This window comes from Thalassobaculum sp. (genome assembly GCF_965223715.1).
GTDB lineage: Bacteria > Pseudomonadota > Alphaproteobacteria > Thalassobaculales > Thalassobaculaceae > Thalassobaculum.
Map to the genome: position 1 here is coordinate 1,128,824 of NZ_OZ245012.1, position 15,436 is coordinate 1,144,259.

Annotated in this window: 15 protein-coding genes; 7 read left to right on the forward strand and 8 right to left on the reverse strand. The window is 68.8% G+C overall.

The features are described 5' to 3' along the window. Positions 1 to 14: 14 nt before the first annotated feature. From lpxD to lpxB, 5 genes are read left to right on the forward strand one after another with little or no spacing between them, the layout of a single operon-like run. Positions 15 to 1,058: a UDP-3-O-(3-hydroxymyristoyl)glucosamine N-acyltransferase gene (gene lpxD, locus ACOQOP_RS05215; protein ID WP_420565262.1), complete on the forward strand. Its 1,044-nt coding sequence runs from the start codon at positions 15 to 17 to the stop codon at positions 1,056 to 1,058. 12 nt (positions 1,059 to 1,070) lie between these two features. After that, positions 1,071 to 1,544 (forward strand): 3-hydroxyacyl-ACP dehydratase FabZ, encoded by a 474-nt coding sequence (gene fabZ, locus ACOQOP_RS05220; protein ID WP_420565263.1) that lies wholly within the window; start codon positions 1,071 to 1,073, stop codon positions 1,542 to 1,544. Between the two features lie 10 nt (positions 1,545 to 1,554). Further along, a complete protein-coding gene (gene lpxA, locus ACOQOP_RS05225) occupies positions 1,555 to 2,358 on the forward strand; it encodes an acyl-ACP--UDP-N-acetylglucosamine O-acyltransferase (RefSeq protein WP_420565264.1) in 804 nt (267 codons plus the stop codon). Positions 2,359 to 2,365: 7 nt separating this feature from the next. After that, positions 2,366 to 3,208: an LpxI family protein gene (locus ACOQOP_RS05230; protein WP_420565265.1), complete on the forward strand. Its 843-nt coding sequence runs from the start codon at positions 2,366 to 2,368 to the stop codon at positions 3,206 to 3,208. Next, positions 3,205 to 4,428 (forward strand): lipid-A-disaccharide synthase, encoded by a 1,224-nt coding sequence (lpxB, locus tag ACOQOP_RS05235; protein ID WP_420565266.1) that lies wholly within the window; start codon positions 3,205 to 3,207, stop codon positions 4,426 to 4,428. Before ACOQOP_RS05230 ends, lpxB begins: the two co-directional genes overlap by 4 nt. Before the next feature lie 282 nt (positions 4,429 to 4,710). On the opposite strand, the gene ACOQOP_RS05240 is transcribed toward lpxB, so the two are convergent. Both ACOQOP_RS05240 and gltX read right to left on the reverse strand, forming a co-directional pair. Then, a complete protein-coding gene (locus ACOQOP_RS05240) occupies positions 4,711 to 6,015 on the reverse strand; it encodes a citrate synthase (protein ID WP_420565267.1) in 1,305 nt (434 codons plus the stop codon). Between the two features lie 75 nt (positions 6,016 to 6,090). Then, positions 6,091 to 7,503: a glutamate--tRNA ligase gene (gltX, locus tag ACOQOP_RS05245; RefSeq protein WP_420565268.1), complete on the reverse strand. Its 1,413-nt coding sequence runs from the start codon at positions 7,501 to 7,503 to the stop codon at positions 6,091 to 6,093. An 83-nt stretch (positions 7,504 to 7,586) separates the two neighbouring features. On the opposite strand from gltX, the gene ACOQOP_RS05250 reads away from it, so the two are divergent. Continuing rightward, entirely contained in the window at positions 7,587 to 9,815 is a 2,229-nt protein-coding gene (locus ACOQOP_RS05250) for a ComEC/Rec2 family competence protein (protein ID WP_420565269.1), read from the forward strand. A 127-nt stretch (positions 9,816 to 9,942) separates the two neighbouring features. Then, positions 9,943 to 10,239 (forward strand): hypothetical protein, encoded by a 297-nt coding sequence (locus ACOQOP_RS05255; RefSeq protein ID WP_420565270.1) that lies wholly within the window; start codon positions 9,943 to 9,945, stop codon positions 10,237 to 10,239. Positions 10,240 to 10,315: 76 nt separating this feature from the next. Here ACOQOP_RS05255 and lexA read toward each other — a convergent pair whose 3' ends face one another. From lexA to ACOQOP_RS05285, 6 genes are all read right to left on the reverse strand, one after another. Next, a complete protein-coding gene (gene lexA, locus ACOQOP_RS05260; protein ID WP_420565271.1) occupies positions 10,316 to 11,032 on the reverse strand; it encodes a transcriptional repressor LexA in 717 nt (238 codons plus the stop codon). 151 nt (positions 11,033 to 11,183) lie between these two features. Then, positions 11,184 to 12,437, reverse strand: coding sequence for a gephyrin-like molybdotransferase Glp (gene glp / locus ACOQOP_RS05265; protein WP_420565272.1), 1,254 nt, complete (start codon positions 12,435 to 12,437; stop codon positions 11,184 to 11,186). Then, on the reverse strand, positions 12,430 to 12,906 hold the full coding sequence (gene moaC / locus ACOQOP_RS05270; protein ID WP_420565273.1) for a cyclic pyranopterin monophosphate synthase MoaC: 477 nt from the start codon (positions 12,904 to 12,906) through the stop codon (positions 12,430 to 12,432). Before moaC ends, glp begins: the two co-directional genes overlap by 8 nt. An 18-nt stretch (positions 12,907 to 12,924) precedes the next feature. Then, positions 12,925 to 13,731, reverse strand: a complete 807-nt coding sequence (gene trpC, locus ACOQOP_RS05275) for an indole-3-glycerol phosphate synthase TrpC (protein ID WP_420565274.1) — start codon at positions 13,729 to 13,731, stop codon at positions 12,925 to 12,927. Next, positions 13,731 to 14,762, reverse strand: a complete 1,032-nt coding sequence (trpD, locus tag ACOQOP_RS05280) for an anthranilate phosphoribosyltransferase (protein ID WP_420565275.1) — start codon at positions 14,760 to 14,762, stop codon at positions 13,731 to 13,733. The genes trpC and trpD overlap by 1 nt, the downstream gene beginning before the upstream one ends. Further along, the gene (locus tag ACOQOP_RS05285; RefSeq protein WP_420565276.1) at positions 14,759 to 15,391 is read right to left on the reverse strand and encodes an anthranilate synthase component II; all 633 of its coding nucleotides are present in this window, start codon (positions 15,389 to 15,391) and stop codon (positions 14,759 to 14,761) included. Before ACOQOP_RS05285 ends, trpD begins: the two co-directional genes overlap by 4 nt. Positions 15,392 to 15,436: the final 45 nt, after the last annotated feature.

Here is a 15,436-nt window from a genome sequence, read left to right on the forward strand (position 1 = left end):
GAGGACGACAGACGATGGTCGACAGCCGGTTCCATAATGAAGCGGGCCCCTTCACCCTGGGGCAGATCGCCGAGATGACCGGTGCGGAGCTGCGCGGCGGCGCCGATCCGTCGCGCCCGTTCCGTGACGTCGGCACCCTTGAGGCGGGCGGTCCGGAGGACGTGGCGTTTCTGGAGAACCGCCGCTATGCCGAGGGCTTCCGCACCTCGCGGGCCGGGGCCTGTCTGGTCACCCCGGAATTCGCCGATCAGGCGCCGGAGGGGATGGCCGTGCTTGTCACCGCCCTGCCGCGCCGCAACTACGCCAAGCTCGCCCGCCTCTTTCATCCGCCGGAGATCGCCGAGCCGGGCGTGCATCCGGCCGCCGTGGTCGACCCCTCCGCCGCCCTGGGCGAGGGCGTGGCCGTCGGGCCGGGGGCGGTGATCGGGGCCGGCGCGGTGCTGGGCAGCGGGGTCTGGGTCGAGGCCAATGCGGTGATCGGCCCGTCGGTCGAGATCGGCGACGGCACCCGGGTCGGGGTCGGTGCCGCGATTTCCCATGCACTGATCGGTGCGCGCTGCTTCATCTATCCCGGCGCGCGGATCGGCCAGCCGGGCTTCGGCTTCGAGATGGACGCCAGCGGACCCTTCCTGGTGCCGCAGCTCGGACGGGTGATCATCGAGGACGACGTGGAGGTCGGAGCCAACACGACGATCGACCGGGGCAGCAATGCCGACACGGTCATCGGGCGGGGCTCGATGATTGATAATCTTGTACAAATCGGTCACAACGTCGTGCTCGGGCGCGGCTGCATCATCGTCTCCCAGGTCGGGATCTCGGGAAGCACCAAACTGGGTGACCGCGTGGTTCTCGCGGGACAGGCCGGCATTGCGGGGCATCTGGAAATCGGCAGTGACGTTCAGGTCGCCGCCAAGTCCGGCGTCAACCGCAGCCTGCCTGGTGGCGCCGTCTACGGCGGCGCGCCGGCGATCCCGGTGCGCGAGTGGCGGCGTCAGATCGCGGCATTGAAGAGGCTGGGCCAGGGCAAATCCGCTCCCGGCTCGACGAATGAGGGGTGAGGCGGAGGAACCATGAGTGATGCGGTGAACGAGCCGGTCGGCGGCTATCCGGATATCGACGTGATGCGGGTCATGGACCTGATCCCGCACAGGTATCCCTTTCTGCTGGTCGACAAGGTAGTCCAGATCGAGCCGAATGTCGGCTGTATCGGAATCAAGAACGTCACCATCAACGAACCGTTCTTCGCCGGGCACTTCCCGCAGCGCCCGGTCATGCCCGGCGTGCTGATCATAGAATCCATGGCCCAGACCGCAGGCTGTCTGGTCGTCGCCACCCTGGGGCCGGAATCCGAGGGCAAGCTCGTTTACTTCATGACGGTCGACAACGCCCGGTTCCGCCGCCCGGTGGTGCCCGGGGATCGCATGGAGGTCCACGTGAAGAAACTGCGCAATCGCGGAAATGTCTGGAAGTTCGAGGGTCAGGCCAAGGTGGACGGTGTCCTGGTGGCCGAGGCGACCTATTCGGCGATGATTCTGGACAATTGAGGAGGTGGCCGTGGCCACGCAGATCCACCCGACAGCGGTGGTCGAACCGGGCGCGCGCCTGGGCGAGGGCGTCCGTATCGGCGCCTATTCGATCGTCGGTCCGGAGGTGTCGCTCGGCGACGGCTGCGTGCTGCACGGCCATGTGGTCGTCGGCGGCCGCACCACGATCGGCCCCCGCACCGAGATTTTCCCCTTCGCCAGCATCGGCCTGCGCCCCCAGGACCTGAAGTACAAGGGCGAGCCCTCGACGCTCGAGATCGGCGCGGACAACGTCATCCGCGAGCACGTCACCATGAATCCCGGTACCGAGGGCGGCGGCATGGTCACCCGGATCGGCAACGGGTGCCTGTTCATGGTCGGTGTCCATGTCGGCCATGACTGCCAGGTCGGCAATCAGGTGATCATGGCCAACAACGCGACGCTGGCCGGCCACGTGACCGTGCAGGATTTCGCCGTGCTCGGCGGCCTGTCGGCGGTGCACCAGTTCGCCCGGATCGGCCGCTTCGCCATGGTGGGCGGGGTGACCGGAGTGGAGCGCGACGTCATTCCCTTCGGGTCGGTCATGGGCGACCGGGCGCGGCTGTCCGGCATCAACATCGTCGGCATGAAGCGCCGAGGCCTGTCCCGCGACGAGATCCACGAGGTGCGCAAGGCCTACCGCCTGCTGTTCGCCAGCGAGGGGACCTTCCAGGAACGCCTGGAGGAGGTGGCGGCGGAATTCACCTCGTCGGCGCCGGTCATGGAGATCGTCGACTTCATCCGGGCCGATTCCTCGCGCAAGATCTGTCAACCGGAAGACGCCAACGATCTCTGAGAGCGTGATGGCTGGGCATCCAAACGGTGGGCTCGGGATCCTGGCCGGCGGCGGACCGCTGCCGCGCCGGATCGCCGATACGGTTCAGGGCGAGGGCCGGCCGGTCTTCGTCGTGGCCTTCGAGGGGCAGACCGACCCGGCGACGGTTGAGGGTCTGCCGCATGCCTGGATGCGTCTGGGCGCGACCTCCAAGACCCTGGAAGCCCTGCATGCCGCCGGCTGCGGCGAGGTGGTGATGGCCGGACCGATGAAGCGGCCGGCCCTGTCCTCCTTGCGCCTGGACCTGCGCTCCACCGCGGCCATCGCCCGGGCCGGCGCGCGCGTGTTCGGCGATGACGGGCTGCTGTCGCTCATCGTCGAGGAGATGGAGCGTGAGGGCCTGCGCGTCGTCGGCATCGAGGACCTGCTGGGCGGCTATCTGATGCCGGCCGGGACCCGCACCAGGGCAGAGCCTGACGACCGCGCCCTGGCCGACGCCGCCCGCGGGATCGCCGTGCTGAAGACCCTGGCCCGCGCCGACATCGGTCAGGCCGTGGCGGTCCAGGAGGGCATCGTCCTGGCGGTCGAGGCCGTGGAGGGCACCGACGCCATGATCGCCCGCGCCGGGGGGCTGCGCCGCGAGGGGGCCGCTCCGGTCCTGGTCAAGGGCCGCAAGCCGGGCCAGAACGACCGGGTCGACCGGCCGACCATCGGCCCCGCCACGGTCGCCAATGCCGCCGCCGCCGGCTTCGCCGGCATCGTGGTGGAGGCGTTGGAGACCTTGATCGTCGACCGGGACGCGACGGTGGCCGCCGCCGACGCCGCCGGTCTCTTCCTTCACGCCATGTCCTTCGATGGAGCGCAGACGTGACTGCTCAGTCGGGTGCTGTGTCCGGTGCCGAATCCGGTGTGCCTCTGATCTACATCATCGCCGGCGAAGCCTCAGGCGACGCGCTCGGCGCCGGCCTGATCCGGGCGCTGCGCGCCGAGACCGGCGGTCGGATCGAGGTGGCCGGGATCGGCGGCGACCGCATGGCCGCGGAGGGGCTTCAGACCCTGTTCCCGATCAGCGAGATGGCAGTCATGGGGATCTTCGAGATCCTGCCCAAGGCGCCGAAGCTGCTCGGCCGCATCCGCCAGACCGTGGCCGACATCCGCGCCCGCCGGCCGGCCGCCGTGGTCACGATCGACAGCAAGGCCTTCACCATGCGGGTGAACAAGCGCCTGCACGCCCTGCGCACCAAGACGGGCGAGGGACCGAAACTGATCCACTGGGTGCCGCCGACCGTCTGGGCGTGGCGCCCGGGCCGGGCCGAGGTGATCGCCCGCTATCTCGACCATCTGCTGGCGCTGTACCCTTTCGAGCCGCCGTATTTCGAGGCGCACGGCCTGCCGACGACCTTCGTGGGCCATCCGGCCGCGGTGGCGCCCGACGGCAACGGCAAGCGCTTCAAGGGCCGCTACGGCCTGCCGGCGGGCGCGCCGGTGCTGGGCGTCTTTCCGGGCAGCCGTCCGGGCGAGGTGAAGCGGCTGCTGCCGATCTTCGGCGATGTGGTCGACCGTCTCGCCGCGCGCTACCAGGGGCTGCGGGTGGTGCTGCCGACAGTTTCGGTGGTGGCGGACGCGGTGCGCGCGGGGACCGCGAACTGGCGCGCGCCGGTCAGCATCGTCACCGAGCACCGGCACAAGCCCGACGCCTTCGCCGCCTGCACGGTGGCCCTGGCGGCCTCGGGGACCGTCACCCTGGAACTCAGCCTGGCCGGCGTACCGACCGTTGTCGCCTATCGGGTGAACGCCTTGTCGGCGGCGATCGCCCGGCGCCTGGTCGATCCGGAGGCGGTGGTGCTGACCAACAAGCTGATGGGCAAGCGGGTGATCCCCCAGTTCCTGCAGGAGGACTGCACGGCCGACCGGCTGACCGTGGCGATCGAGCGCCTGTTCGACGATCCCCGGGCCCGGGCGGAGCAGGGGGCGGCGAGCGAAGCGATCCGCAAGATGCTTACCGTGGATGGCGAGGACCCGTCTGTGCGGGCGGCCAAGGCGGTGCTGAAGGTGGTGCGGGAAGACGCCGACGCGCTGGTGGCGGACTAAGGCAGCCTCCTTTTCCCAATTCCGTCATCCCGGCTGCGCCCGTCCCGGATTTAATCCGGGATTGAGCCGGGTGCAGGCCGGGACCAAGCCCCAGCGGTCGAACTTTGGTCCCGGGCAGCCCCCGGGTCGAAGCCCGGGGTCTCCCGGGATGACGAACATTTAAGCCCACCCCACGTCACTCCCCGGCACAAGGCCTGGGAGCGACATGGGGTGGGGCGCTCTCCGACGAGAAAGGGCGGCCCGGAGGCCGCCCTTTGCGTTCGTAACGGAAGTTCCGAAGCCTCAGCCCCGCTTCTCCAGCGGCACGTACTCGCGCTCGGTTGGGCCGGTGTAGAGCTGACGCGGGCGGCCGATGCGCTGGCCCGGCTCCTCGATCATCTCCTTCCACTGCGCGACCCAGCCGACGGTGCGGGCGACCGCGAACAGCACGGTGAACATGGAGGTCGGGAAACCGAGCGCCTTCAGCACGATGCCCGAATAGAAGTCGACGTTCGGGAACAGCTTCTTCTCCACGAAGTACGGATCCGACAGCGCGATCTTCTCCAGCTCCATGGCCAGTTCGAGCAGCGGATCGTCCAGATTCAGCTCTTCCAGAACCTCGTGGCAGGACTTCTGCATCACCTTGGCGCGCGGGTCGTAGTTCTTGTAGACCCGGTGGCCGAAGCCCATCAGGCGGAACGGATCGTCCTTGTCCTTCGCGCGCTCGATGAACTCGGGGATGTTGTCCTTGTGGCCGATCTCCTCGAGCATCTTCAGCACGGCCTCGTTCGCACCGCCATGGGCCGGACCCCACAGCGAGGCCACACCGGCGGCGATGCAGGCGAACGGGTTGGCGCCCGAGGAGCCCGCCAGGCGCACCGTGGAGGTGGAGGCGTTCTGCTCGTGGTCGGCGTGCAGGATCAGGATCCGGTCCATGGCGCGGGCCACGGTCGGGCTGATCACGTACTCCTCGGCCGGCACCGCGAACATCATGTAGAGGAAGTTCTCGGCGTAGGAGAGGTCGTTGCGCGGGTAGTTGAACGGCTGGCCGACCGAGTACTTGTAGGCCATCGCCGCGATGGTCGGCATCTTGGCGACCAGGCGGAAGGACGCGACCATCCGCTGGTGTTCGTCATGGATATCGGTGCTGTCGTGATAGAACGCCGACAGGCCGCCGACCACGCCGCACATGATCGCCATCGGGTGCGCGTCGCGACGGAAGCCGCGATAGAAGTAGGCCAGCTGCTCGTGCAGCATGGTGTGATAGGTCACGTCGTGGACGAACTTCTCCTTCTGCTTCGCCGTCGGCAGCTCGCCGTTCAGCAGCAGGTGGGCGACGTCCATGAAGTCGGACTTCTCGGCCAGATCCTCGATCGAATAGCCGCGGTGCAGCAACTGGCCCACATCGCCGTCGATATAGGTCAGCCCCGACTCGCAGGAACCGGTGGAGGTGAAGCCCGGGTCGTAGGTGAAGTGCCCGGTCTGCGCGTACAGCTTGCGGACGTCGATGACGCTCGGGCCCATGGTGCCCGGAATGACGGGAAGCTCGTAGCTTTCGCCGGACGCGTTATCGGTGAGGGTGAACGTGCCGGTATTGCTCTGGCTCATTTTTTAGTCCCCTGTTTCGAAGCCGCGCTCCCGGTTGGCCGGGATGAACGCGCGGCGGCGCGCGGATACTATCCGCTAGTGTGCGGTGCCGCAAACGGCGTCGATGCGCCTCAGCGACTCGTCTTTGCCTAGAACCGCCAGGACCTCGAAAATGCCCGGCGAAGTGGTCGATCCAGTCAGGGCGGCGCGCAGCGGCTGCGCCGCTTTGCCGAGCTTCAGTTCCTGAGCCTCAGCAAAGGAGCGCACTGCCTGCTCAACGTCCCCCTCCTGGAAAGAATTAAGCCCACGGAGTTTTTCCGCAAGCCCTGACAAAACGTTGCGACCGTCGTCATCCAGCAGCTTGTTTGCCTTTTCGTCAAAGGTCAGAGGTAGGGTGGCCGCGTAGAACCGGGCGTTGTCCGCCAGCTCCTTGATTGTGCGGGCGCGAGCTTTCAGCCCCTCCATCCCCGCCCGGATGCGACCCTCGGTCTTCGCGGTGAGCGTCAGCCCCTCCGGCTCGGCCCGCAGGCGCGCGATCACCAGGTCCGACAGCCGGCTGTTGTCGGCCTCGCGGATATAGTGGCCGTTCAGGTTCTCCAGCTTGGCGAAATCGAAGCGCGAGGCGGAGCGGCCCACACCGTCCAGGTCGAACAGCTCGATCGCCTTGTCCCGCGGCACGATCTCCTCGTCGCCATGGGCCCAGCCGAGACGCAGCAGGTAGTTGTTCAGTGCCTCGGGCAGGTAGCCCATGTCGCGATAGGCATCGACGCCCAGCGCCCCGTGCCGCTTCGACAGCTTGGCGCCGTCCGGCCCGTGGATCAGCGGGATATGAGCGAAGACCGGCACGTCCCAGCCCATGGTGCGGTAGATTACCGCCTGGCGGAACGCGTTGTTGAGATGGTCGTCGCCGCGGATGACATGGGTGATGCCCATGTCGTGGTCGTCCACCACCACCGAATGCATGTAGGTCGGCGTCCCGTCGGCCCGCAGGATGATCATGTCGTCGAGCTGGGAATTCGGCACCGTGACAGAGCCCTGCACCGCGTCCACCAGCGTGGTCTCACCGTCCTGGGGCGCCTTGATGCGGATGACCGGGTCCACGCCGGCCGGCGCCTCCGACGGGTCGCGGTCGCGCCAGGTGCCGTCGTAGCGCGGCTGGCGGCCCTCGGCGCGGGCTTTCTCGCGCATCTGCTCCAGCTCCTCGGTGGAGCAGTAGCAGCGATAGGCCTGGCCCATCTCCAGGAGCTGATGGGCGACTTCGGTGTGGCGCTCGATGCGGGAGAGCTGGAACACCGGCTCCTCGTCACCGCCGAGGCCGAGCCAGTCGAGCCCGTCCAGGATCGCCTCCACCGCTTCCGGGGTGGAGCGTTTGCGGTCTGTGTCTTCGATACGCAGCAGGTAGCGACCGCCGTGATGGCGCGCGAAAAGCCAGTTGAACAGCGCCGTGCGCGCACCGCCGATATGCAGGAACCCGGTGGGCGAGGGGGCGAAGCGGGTGACGACCGACATGGAAAGCCTTTCACATGCGCGAGCGGTTGAACGGGAGCCTGAACGGCGCACCTCCCGGCGACAAGCGCGGGAAAGTGGGCCCGGTGTCTAGCACAGGCACGCGCGAGGCGCGACCACCGCACACCCCCTCGGTCGCGGGGCAGGCGGAGGCCAGGGCGGCGGCCCTCCCCGTCGTACTGCCGCCCGCCCGGTCAGCACCGTTCCGCAGGACGGTAGGGAGGAGCATCGTCCGGCTGCTGGCAGCCGACCGGGCGCGCTGGCCACTCTGGCTGCCGGTCGCCTTCGCCACCGGTATCGGGCTGTATTTCGGCCTGCCGTCGGAACCGCCACTGGCCGCCGCCCTGGCACCGCTGCCGGTCCTGGCCGCGGCGGCCTGGGCTCTGCGCCGGTGGGACGGGGCGTTCTGGGCGGCGCTGATCGCCCTGTTCATCGCCCTTGGCGGCTCGGCGGCCCTGTTGCGGACCCTGGCCACCAACACGGTGATGCTGACCCATCCGGTCTGGGCCGATGTGGAAGGGGTCGTGGAGCGGGTCGAACGCCGACCGGAGGATGTCCGGCTCACCCTGGGAGAGGTCGTGCTCGTCGGCGGTCGCGGCACCGCGCCGTCGCGGGTGCGGCTGGTGAGCCGGTCGCGGGAGGCGGTGCCCGCCATTGGCGATCGGGTCCGGCTGCGCGCTCGCCTGACCCCGCCGCCGCCGCCCTCGGTGCCGGGCGGCTTCGATTTTCAGCGCGGCGCGTTCTTCGACGGGCTGGGAGCGGTGGGGTTCACCGTCGGACAGCCCGTTCTGCTCTCGGCCGGGGAGGCGGGGAGTGTGTCGCTGTCGGTGGCAGCCTTGCGGGCGCGGATCGCCGACCGCCTGTCCGAAACGCTGCCGGGTCCGACCGGGGCCGTGGCGGCTGCCCTGATCGTCGGCGAGCGGGCGGGGCTGGACGAGGCGACCCAGGCGGCCTTCCGGGATTCCGGCCTGGCCCACCTGCTGGCGATCTCCGGCCTGCATATGGGGCTGGTGGCCGGCACCCTGTTCGCCGGCGTGCGGTTGGCGCTGTGCCTCATCCCCGGGGTCGCCCTGCGCCGGCCGGTGAAGAAGATCGCCGCCTGCGTCGCCCTGGCCGGAAGTGCCGCCTATCTGGTGCTGGCGGGGGCGCCGGTGCCGACCCAGCGCGCCTTCCTCATGGCGGCGGTGGTGCTGTCAGCGGTGCTGGTGGACCGCGAGGCGGTAAGCCTGCGGCTGGTGGCGCTGGCGGCTTTCGCCGTCCTGGCGATCCGGCCCGATGTGCTGACCGGCGCCAGCTTCCAACTCTCCTTCGCAGCGGTGGTCGCCCTGGTCGCGGTGTACGAGACCTGGCGGTTCCAGGGCGGCAGGCTGACCGGCGGGCTCGGCGGCTGGCTGATGCGGGCGGTCCGGTACGTCGTCGGGGTCGCGGTGACTTCCATCGTCGCGACCCTCGCGACCGCGCCCTTCGTCACCTTCCATTTCCAGGCCATCGCCCTGGGCGGCATCCTCGCCAATATGCTGGCGGTGCCGTTGACCGCCTTCGTCACCATGCCGGCGGGGATCCTCGCCCTGCTCGTGATGCCGCTGGGCGCAGAGGCCCTGGTGCTGCCGGCCATGGGTTGGGGCATCGACGCGACCCTGTCGGTCGCCGACCGGGTGGTGGGCTGGACGGGGCCCTCTGCCGCCGTCTATCCGCAACCGGTCTCGGGACTGGCTGCGGTGTGCCTGGGGGGCTGCTGGCTGGCGATCTGGCGCAGCCGGCTGCGCTGGCTCGGCCTGCTGCCGGTGGCGGCCGGGGGTGCGCTGTGGCTGACCGTGACACCGCCGGACGTGCTGATCTCCGCCGACGGTGAACTGACCGCGGTGAGCCGGTCTGGGGAGGGGCAGTGGGTGGTGTCGGACACCCGGGGCAACCGGTTCGCCCGGTCGGTCTGGGCCCGGCGCTGGGGCGTGGAGGATGCGGTGACGCTGACCGCCTGGGATGATGGCACGGCCGCCGCGGCCGGTGCCCTGGCCTGCGACGACCTCGGCTGCACGCTGAGGCGCAACGGTCTGCTGCTGTCCCTGGTCACCGGTCATGAGGCCGCCCTGGAAGACTGCGCGGCGGCCGACGTGCTGATCGCGGTGGTGCGGATCCGGACCGACTGCGCCGGACCGAGCATCCTGGTTCACAGCCCAGATCTGCGGCGGGACGGGGCCCATGCCTTCTGGCTGGAGCGGGCCGGGCCGCGGATGGATTCCGTGCGCAGCCGCCGCGGCGACCGTCCCTGGGTCCCCGATCCCGCGGGCTTCAAGTCTCCGGCTGCGGACGAATGAATGCTCCGGAAGGATTCCTCGGGTTAGAGTTTTGAAACAAAGGGATAAAACTTTTCACTGTTTCGGCTTCGCAATATCGATTAAATCCAATGTATAATTTGTGCTGTGGCCAAGATGGGGAGTCGTGATGCGGATGCCGGTTCGGGAATGCTCGTTCGCTATCCTCGCGGACTCCGTGGCCGAGGTCGTCGGCAAGAAGAACCTCGCCTATGTCGCCATCAAGCAGGCGGCGTCCACGGACAATCCCGCGCGCGAGCGCTGGGCATCCAATCTGTTCGGGCAGATTTCCCTGACCAACCGCAAGCAGATCCGCTCCAACGCCATGGACAAGGCCTATGTCGAGCGCGACAAGCGCCGGGCCGAGGATCAGCGGGTCAAGGAAGTGAAGGGCGTGGACTGGGGCAACCTGTTCGCCCGCACGTAAGCGACAGACAGACTGCCGCCGCGCCGTTTTCAGGGAACCGCCCGCGGGTCGAGCGGTCCCGGCCCCCCAAGACGCTTCAGTAGTTCCGGATCAGGCCGACCAACCGCCCCTGGATGCGCACGCGGTCCGGGCCGAAAATCTGCGTCTTATAGGCCTGGTTGGCAGGCTCCAGCGCGACAGAGTTGCCCTTTCGGCGCAGGCGCTTGAGGGTCGCCTCCCGCTCGTCGATCAGGGCGACGACGATGGAGCCGTTCTCGGCGGTGTCACAGCGCCGGATGATCACGGTATCGCCGTCGAAGATGCCGTCGTCGATCATCGAATCACCGGCGATCTCCAGCGCGTAGTGCTCGCCCCCGGCCACCATGGACAGCGGGACGGAGACCGTGCTGGTCGGATCGCTGATCGCCTCGATCGCGGTACCGGCGGCGATCCGGCCGTAGAGCGGCAGCTCGAACCCGCCATCGCTCTCCGACGGCTGCTCGCGCCCGCCGCTGCGCATGGGGAAGTTGCCGGGGATCACGTTCGGGGCGAAGCCGCGGATCGCCGGCTCCGCCTCGCCGCCGGACGCGGCCACCGCTCCTTCCGGCAGTTTCAGCACCTCCAGCGCCCGCGCCCGGTGGGGCAGGCGGCGGATGAAGCCGCGCTCCTCGAGGGCGGTGATCAGCCGGTGGATGCCGGACTTGGACTTGAGGCTCAGCGCCTCCTTCATCTCGTCGAACGAGGGGGAGACCCCGCCTTCCTCCAGCCGCTTGTGGATGAACATCAGCAGTTCGTGCTGCTTGCGGGTGAGCATCGGGTCCCTCGGCTTTCCGTCGCCGACGCGCTTACCGGTGAGTAAGCCTGCAGGCGAACAAAAATGGTACAAACACCGATGTTCTACTTTTGATCCGCCGACAGGTCAAGGCCTGTGGATAAGTCGGGGGACAGTATCCGGCGCGACTCGCCTAAATAGACAAGAAGTCGCCGTCGAGGCAGAGCACGCGAACCGTGTCCCCGGCCTTGCGACTCGGGTCGTGGGCGGGGCGCACGATCAAGCAGTCGGCGGCGGCGAGACGGGACATCATCGAGCTGTCCTGGCGCGGGAAGGGGCGGACATGGCGGCGGCCGTCTTCCCCCATCTCCCAAGTCGCACGGACATAGTCCTGACGTCTGTCATTCTCCTTTAGGTCGACGGCGAGGACTGCCTGCTCCTCTTTGGCGCCGACCGTCTCCAGCCCCAGCATGGCCTCGATGGCGGGGCGCAGGAACACGGTGGCACAGACCACGGTGGAGACCGGATTCCCGGGAAGTCCGAGCATCGGCACCCCGGCGAACCGGCCGAAAATCAGCGGCTTGCCCGGCCGCATGGCGATCTTCCAGAACCCGACCTCCAGGGCGTCGGCGCCGAACTCCCCGTCGCCCAGGGCTTTCTGCACAAGGTCGTGGCGGCCGACCGATGCGCCCCCAGTGGTGACCAGCATGTCGGCGCCCCGCGCGCCGGCCGCGATCCGCCGCAGCGCGCCCTCGTCATCCGGGGCGATGCCCAGATCGACCGGCTCGCCGCCGACGGCGCGCACCACCGCCGCGAGCGCATAGGCGTTGGAGGACACGATACGCATCGGATCGGTCAGCTCGCCCGGACGCACGATTTCGTCGCCGGTGGACAGAATGGCGACACGCGGTTTCCTGCGGACCGAGATCCAGGGCACGTTCATGGTCGCGGCCAGGCCGATATCGCGGGCCGACAGGCGCCGGCCGGCGGCGATGCCGAGATCGCCCGCGTGGAAGTCGAGTCCGGCCGGGCGGATATAGGTACCGGCGGCAGCGCCCTCGCGGACGGTAACGGTCGCCCCGTCCTCCTCGCTATCGGCGTCTACATCCTCCTGGATGACGATGGCGTCGGCGCCGGCGGGCACCGGGCCGCCGGTGAATATCCGCACGCATTCGCCGGGGCCGACCGTTCCCTCGAACAGGCCGCCGGCCGGGGCGGCGCCGATGCGTTTCAGGGTCGCCGGTACGCTGGCCACGTCCTGGGCGCGCACCGCATAGCCGTCCATGGCTGAGACCGCGACGGGGGGTTGGGTGCGGCGCGCGGTGATCGGCTCGGCGGTGACCCGGCCGAGCGCCTCGGTCAGCGCCACGGTTTCGGCCGGCATCGGGATCATGGCGTCGAGGATGCGCGCCAGCGCGTCCGACACCGGCAGCAGGTCGTCACTCACTGCGATAGTCTCCGGATTTGCCGCCGGATTTGGCCACCAGCCGTATGTCGCCGATGCGCATCGCCTTATCCACGGCCTTGGCCATGTCGTAGACGGTCAATGCTGCGACCGACACCGCGGTCAGCGCCTCCATCTCCACGCCGGTGCGGCCCTTCAGCTTGCAGGTCGCCTCGATATCGACCGCGTCGCGCGCCTCGTCGATGGTCAGCGCCACCTTGACCGAGGTCAGGGCGAGGGGATGGCAGAGCGGGATCAGGTCGGGGGTGCGCTTGGCGCCCATGATGCCGGCCAGCCGGGCGACGGAGAGAACGTCGCCCTTCTTCACCCCACCGTCGCGGATCAGGGCGATCGTTTCGGGCGCGGCATAGACCGAGCCGCGGGCGGTGGCGACCCGTTCGGTCTCCTCCTTGTCGCCGACATCGACCATATGCGCCTTGCCGGCGGCGTCGAAATGCGTGAAGTCGCTCATTCTCTCAGGCCCGTGGGTTCAGGCGACGGCGGGAAGCGGATCCGCCAGGAGCTTGCGGGTCGCGGCGGTCACGTCGTCCTGACGCATCAGCGACTCGCCGATCAGGAAGCAGCGCGCGCCGATCCGGGCCATGCGGCCGAGATCCGCAGGCGTGAACAGCCCGCTCTCGGCGATCAGGGTGCGGTCGTCCGGCACCATCTTGGCCAGCGCCTCGGTGGTGGCGAGGTCGGTGGTCATGGTCTTCAGGTTGCGGTTGTTCACCCCGATCAGCGGCGAGGCGAGCTTCAGCGCCCGCTCCATCTCTTCGGCGTCATGCACCTCCACCAGCACGTCCATGCCGAGGTCGGTGGCCGCCGTCTCCAGCTCGGCGGCCAGGCCGTCGTCCAGGGCCGCCATGATCAGCAGGATACAGTCGGCGCCCAGAGCCCGGGCTTCCACGATCTGGTAGGGATCGAGCATGAAGTCCTTGCGCAGGGCCGGCAGCTCCACCGCCGCGCGGGCCGCTTCCAGGAACGCGTCCGCTCCCTGGAAATACTTCTCGTCGGTCAGCACAGACAGGCAGGTCGCCCCGCCATCGGCATAGGCGCGGGCCAGCGAGGGCGGATCGAAATCGGCGCGGATCAGGCCCTTGGACGGCGACGCCTTCTTGATCTCGGCGATCAGGCCGTAGCCGCGCTTGGATGCCGACTGCAGCGCCTTGGCGAAGCCGCGCGGCTTGGACGCGGCCTTCGCCAGTTCCTCCAGTTCGGCCAACGACCGCCGCTCCTTGCGTGCGGCGATCTCGCCGCGCTTGTGCTCGCAGATCTCCGCCAGAACGTCGCGCATCAGGCGCTCTCCCGGTTGGTCATCTCGACCAGGGCGTCCAGTTTCGCCTTGGCCTTGCCGCTGTCGATGCTGTCGGCCGCCATCTCGACGCCCTCCCGGATATCGGTCGCCATGCCCGCCACCACCAGGGCCGCCCCGGCATTCAGCAGCACGATGTCGCGATACGGGCCGGCCGCCCCGTCCAGCACCTCCCGCAGGGCGGCGGCGTTATGCTCCGGATCGCCGCCGCGCACGGCGTCGATCGGCGCCCGCTCCAGCCCGGCATCCTCCGGCGTGACCTCGAACGTCTCCACCTTGCCGTCCTGGAGGCTCGCCACATGGGTCGTGCCGGACAGGGTCAGTTCGTCCAGGCCGTCGCCATGCACCACCCAGGCGCGGGTCGAGCCGAGCTTGCCGAGGGTCTCGGCCATCGGGACGATCCAGTCCCTGGAAAACGCGCCGACGAGCTGGGTCTTCACCATGCCCGGGTTGGACAGCGGGCCCAGGATGTTGAACAGGGTCCGCGTGCCGAGCTCGACCCGCGGGCCGGCCACGTGGCGCATGGCGCTGTGGTGGCGCGGCGCCATGAAGAAGCAGATGCCGACCTCGTCGATCGCCTTCTTCACCAGCTTCATGTCGCAATCGGTGTTCACGCCCAGATGGGTCAGCACGTCGGCCGCCCCGGAGCGCGAGGAGAGCGCCCGGTTGCCGTGCTTGGCCACCGGCACGCCGGCGCCGGCGATCGCGAAGGAGGCGGCGGTGGAGATGTTGTAGGTCTTCGCCCCGTCGCCGCCGGTACCGACATTGTCCATGGCATTGGCGGGGACCTCGACCTTCAGCGCCTTGGCCCGCATGGCGCGGGCGGCACCGGTGATCTCCGGCACGGTCTCGCCGCGCACCCGCAGCGCCATCAGGAAGCCGCCGACCTGGGCCGGGGTGGCATTGCCCGACATGATGATGTCGAAGGCGCTCTCCGCCTGTTGCTCGCTCAGGGGCTCCCCGGTCGCCGCGTGGGCGATCAGGGCCTTCATGTCCCCCAGATCGCCGCTCATGTCCCGGTTCTCTTCAGCCGCGCCTCGATCTCCTCGATCGGCTGGATCGGCTCACCGTTGAACCCGGCCAGGCGCAGGAAGTTGGCCAGCATCCGGTGGCCGAACTGGGAGGCGATGCTCTCCGGGTGGAACTGCACGCCGTAGCACGGATACTCGCGGTGCTTCAGCCCCATGACGATGCCGTCCTCGGTCCAGGCCGTCTTCTCCAAGACATCCGGCCAGCCGTCGGTCGGCACGATCAGCGAGTGGTAGCGGGTCACCTCGAAGGGCGAGGGCAGGCCCTCGAAGATGCCGGTGCCGGTATGCTGCACCTCCGACACCTTGCCATGCATCGGCACCGGCGCCCGGGTGACGGTGCCGCCGAAGGCCTGGCCCATGGTCTGGTGACCGAGGCACACGCCCAGCATCGGGATGGTCGCCGCACAGCGCTCCACCAACTCCAGGCAGATGCCGGCACGGTCCGGATCGCAAGGGCCGGGGGAGATGACGATGCCTTCCGGGTTGAGATCGATGATCTCGTCCACGGTGATCTTGTCGTTCCGCCGCACCTCGAACCGCGCGCCCAGCTCCCCGAGGAAGTGGTAGAGGTTGTAGGTGAAGCTGTCGTAGTTATCGATCAGCAGAAACATTTCAATCGCTTGGAGACGGTTGTTTATGTAGCGGACTAGCCGTTG